Raw genomic sequence first — 3,430 nt, 5'->3', positions numbered from 1 at the left:
TCAAGCGTCTCCACTCGGCAGTTGGTTACCGGCCTCCGCGGGAAGTCCATGCCGAGTTTGAGAATCTGCGACTCGCCGCATGAATTAATCGGTCAGATCCCTGTCCGGAAAACGCGAGGCCCCTCACACATCGACCGCGTGTACGTGGCGGGGACCGTGACCCGGATCCACTTCATCAACAACGGCGGCCGATCCAAGCTCACCGTCCGGGTCCTCGACGGGACACATAAGGGCATGGCCCCGACGCTCAACAGGAGCATCGGAGCCGAGATGCTCGACGCCGCCCACCGCATGCTCAAGAGCCGGCACGGCGCCCGCAACAAGTGGCCCGTCCACACCGTCTTGCAGCGCCCCGCGTCCCCCGCCGACACCACCATCTGACACACCCCGGCACCCGGGGCCGACCCACCATGCCGCGCCCCGGGACCCGAAGCCGCGTGCCGCCCGACCGGCCGGAGACCAGCCCCGGGCGACGACCAGGCCGACGGTGACGAAGACCTGACGCGCTCACAGGGTGCGGCGGTGGGCGACGGCCCCCCGCGGATCCAACCCCCGCCGCGAAGGCCGCCCCCACACCGGCACGGCAGCCGACGCCTACACCGCTCCCCCTCCCCGAGTGCGCAGCGCCCCTTGGGCCGGGCGAGGGGCCGTCACCTCCGGCGAACGCCTGCCACTTCACCCGCCCCGAACCGACGAGGACCGACCATGGACAGCATCCAGCGTGAGCACCCGCAAGCAGCCTCAGCCCAGCCCGCAGCCAGCCGGCTCGCCCCTGAATCCGAGACGAAGGCGACCGCCCCCGCGGTGACCGTCACCGACCGCGCATGGTGGATCGGCCAGTACTGCCAGTGGACCACCGTCAACCCGCCCAGGGACACCCCCGCCGCCGTCACCGCTTTCGCCCGCGCCGCCGAAGCAGCCGGTTGGGCCGTAGTCCTGCGCGCCGGCACCGATGCCGTCGACGACGACACGTGCGTCGGCATCTGGGAGCTGGAGTGCACCGGCCGAGCCCACGACAACCATGAGGGGCAGCAGGCGAACGCCGTCCTCTCCCTCATGTGGTCGCAGAACAGCGGCCGTAAGCGCTGGTCATTCGACACCGACCGGTCCACCGCCGAAATCGGGAATCGCACCCTCACCGGAATCGTGACCCTCGCCGACTACAAGAAGGCCGCACGACAGGCCCGAGTCACCCAACAGCGGTGAGCCCGCACCGGGGCGCGGCCCACCCCGCGCCCCGCCCGGGACCGCCGATCCTCCCGCCCGACCCGAGGCACTGCCGGCCCGCAACGGAGAAGCGCGACGACCCCCCGCAGTCACTACGCCCGCCGCGAAGGCCGCCCCCACATCGACCCGCCAAGCGCCGCCCACCCCACTCCCCAAGAGCCAGTGCGCAGCACCTCTTGCGCCGGCCCCCGCCCGCACAACAGCACCCCGCCACCCCATCCCACCTTGGAGATGCCATGTTCCTGTTCACCCTCACCCAGGACTTCGTCCGCCAGGGCACCGCCACCGAGTCCCACGCGATCACACTGCTCCGGCGAGCCGTCCGCCGCGGCTACGACGTCGAGGCCGCCACCGATGGCAGCGTCGCCGTCAACTGGACCTACCGGCGCTTCCACCCCCACGACGAGCCCCGCTCTCTCACCCTCACCCCGCAGATCCTCATCCGAGGACTCACCGAAACCACCCGCCAAGACCTCGAACTCATCCAGGCAGCCGGCGACCGCGCCAGGTTCGAGACACAGTCCGGCCGCCAGGTCGTCACCCTCGGATTCCACCGCATCCCCCCGGCAGCCAGCGTCCGCCTGAACGAACGCGGATTCATCACCGACGACCACGGCCGCGCCCGCCTCACCCTGCCCGCGCTCATCGCGATGCACGCCCAAGACCACCGCACCCACACCACCGCCCCCAGGGTTGGGTACGCCCCAGCGAGACAGGACACGCAAGCGCCGGCCTGAACAGGCCCGGACGCCGCAACGGTCTCCTCTGCAGCGGCACCAGCGCGGCACTCTGCCGATGCGGCGACCTGAACATCCACGCCGACACCCGCGACGAAGCCCGACGCCGCGCCCGAGACCACCGGCTCACCACCACCGCCCAGTTCATCCGCGAAGCCCTCACAACCTGACTCCCGGTACCGAGAGCCCTCCCCCGGCACCACCCGCCCGCCGCCGGCGGGTGGTACCCCTCCGGTAGTGGCGGCCCCCGCGAACGCGGAAGCGCGACGGCAGACCGCGGTTCCAACCCCCGCCGCGCACCGAACACCCCGCCACCGCCCGGCAACCGTCACCCACCCGTCGCCACCCCCACCGTGCGCGCCCACGCTCCGGCCGAGCGCCCCACACCCCGCCGCCGGCACCCGCCCGCGAACCCGCCGAAGCCAGGCCGGCTCACCCCCGACCCGGAAACGCCCCTCCCCACCCGGGCCGGGCCAGAGAACCGCGCCCCAACCCGCCCGCAGCCCCGCCCCCTACCTCAAGACCAGGAGAACGACCCATGCGCACCCTTCCGCCCTGCGCCGCCACATGCGCCGCGGCACAACTCCAACACCCCTCCCAACCGCCGGCCCGCCCCGAAACCGCCGAGTTCGACTGGGACGCCCACGACATCGTGATCATCGGCGACAGCGGCGGCAAAGACAGCGGCGCCACCGTCCACGAGGGATGCACGCAAGCCGACGCCGTCGGCCAACTCCACAAGATCCGGGTGCTCCACTGCGACCTCGGACGCACCACCCGAGGACACCTGGTCGAATGGCCCGGCGCCCTCGAAGTCGCCCGCGCGCACGCCCAGCTCTACGGCGTTCCCTTCGCCGTCCGACGCAGCACCCGATGGAACTCCCTCTGGGACCAGATCCGCACCCGCGGACGCTGGCCCGGATTCTTCGCCCGGTACTGCACCAGCGAGAAGACGGCCGTCGGACGCGACTACGTCGACGAGGTCGGCGCCGAACTCCGGCTCGGACGCCCGCCCCGCGCCGGCTACGCCATGGGCATGCGCGCCGAGGAATCCGCCGCCCGCGCGAAGAAGCCCCCCATCGAGCAACACCGGATGACCGGAAAAGGCACCCTGCGCACCGTCACCACATGGCTTCCCATCCACCAGCTCAGCACCGAGCAGGTCTGGAAGATCCACCGCGACAACGCCATCCCCCACCACCAGGCCTACGACCAGGGCATGCGCCGCCTCAGTTGCCGCGCCTGCCCCCTCGCCCACACCGACGACCTCATCCGCTCCGCGCAGCTCAACCCCGAACTGTTCGCCGAGTACGCCGACGCCGAAACCGCCATGGGCCAAGACTCTGCTGCGCAATTCGTGGGGGTTACGCGGTGAGCTGGTAGGCGAGGCGTTCGAGGCGGCTGGTGCGGGTGCGTCGGAGGGGGCTTTCGGTCCAGTGGGCGTCGAGTCTGATCGCGTTGAGTGC

4 protein-coding genes are annotated in these 3,430 nt (G+C 71.5%); all 4 read left to right on the top strand.

Annotated features, from left to right (window positions below; genetic code table 11):
* Positions 1 to 156: 156 nt before the first annotated feature.
* The 4 genes from OTB19_RS42175 to OTB19_RS42160 all read left to right on the top strand — a co-directional run bounded on the left by OTB19_RS42175 (position 157) and on the right by OTB19_RS42160 (position 3,339).
* Complete coding sequence (locus tag OTB19_RS42175; RefSeq protein ID WP_267804153.1) at positions 157 to 381, top strand: hypothetical protein; 225 nt, start codon at positions 157 to 159, stop codon at positions 379 to 381.
* Positions 382 to 705: 324 nt separating this feature from the next.
* Complete coding sequence (locus tag OTB19_RS42170) at positions 706 to 1,206, top strand: hypothetical protein (RefSeq protein WP_267804152.1); 501 nt, start codon at positions 706 to 708, stop codon at positions 1,204 to 1,206.
* Between the two features lie 257 nt (positions 1,207 to 1,463).
* The gene (locus tag OTB19_RS42165) at positions 1,464 to 1,964 is read left to right on the top strand and encodes a hypothetical protein (protein ID WP_267804151.1); all 501 of its coding nucleotides are present in this window, start codon (positions 1,464 to 1,466) and stop codon (positions 1,962 to 1,964) included.
* Positions 1,965 to 2,502: 538 nt separating this feature from the next.
* A complete protein-coding gene (locus OTB19_RS42160; protein ID WP_267804150.1) occupies positions 2,503 to 3,339 on the top strand; it encodes a phosphoadenosine phosphosulfate reductase family protein in 837 nt (278 codons plus the stop codon).
* The last annotated feature ends 91 nt before the right edge of the window (positions 3,340 to 3,430 follow it).

The organism is Streptomyces sp. H27-H5 (assembly GCF_026627505.1).
Lineage (GTDB): Bacteria > Actinomycetota > Actinomycetes > Streptomycetales > Streptomycetaceae > Streptomyces.
This window is presented reverse-complemented; position numbering and strand designations above follow the sequence as displayed.

What these genes read in the sequence shown, in the direction of transcription:
- OTB19_RS42170 (WP_267804152.1), top strand. Translation starts at nt 706, where the DNA reads ATGGACAGCATCCAGCGTGAGCACCCGCAAGCAGCCTCAGCCCAGCCC.
- OTB19_RS42160 (WP_267804150.1), top strand. Translation starts at nt 2,503, where the DNA reads ATGCGCACCCTTCCGCCCTGCGCCGCCACATGCGCCGCGGCACAACTC.
- OTB19_RS42165 (WP_267804151.1), top strand. Translation starts at nt 1,464, where the DNA reads ATGTTCCTGTTCACCCTCACCCAGGACTTCGTCCGCCAGGGCACCGCC.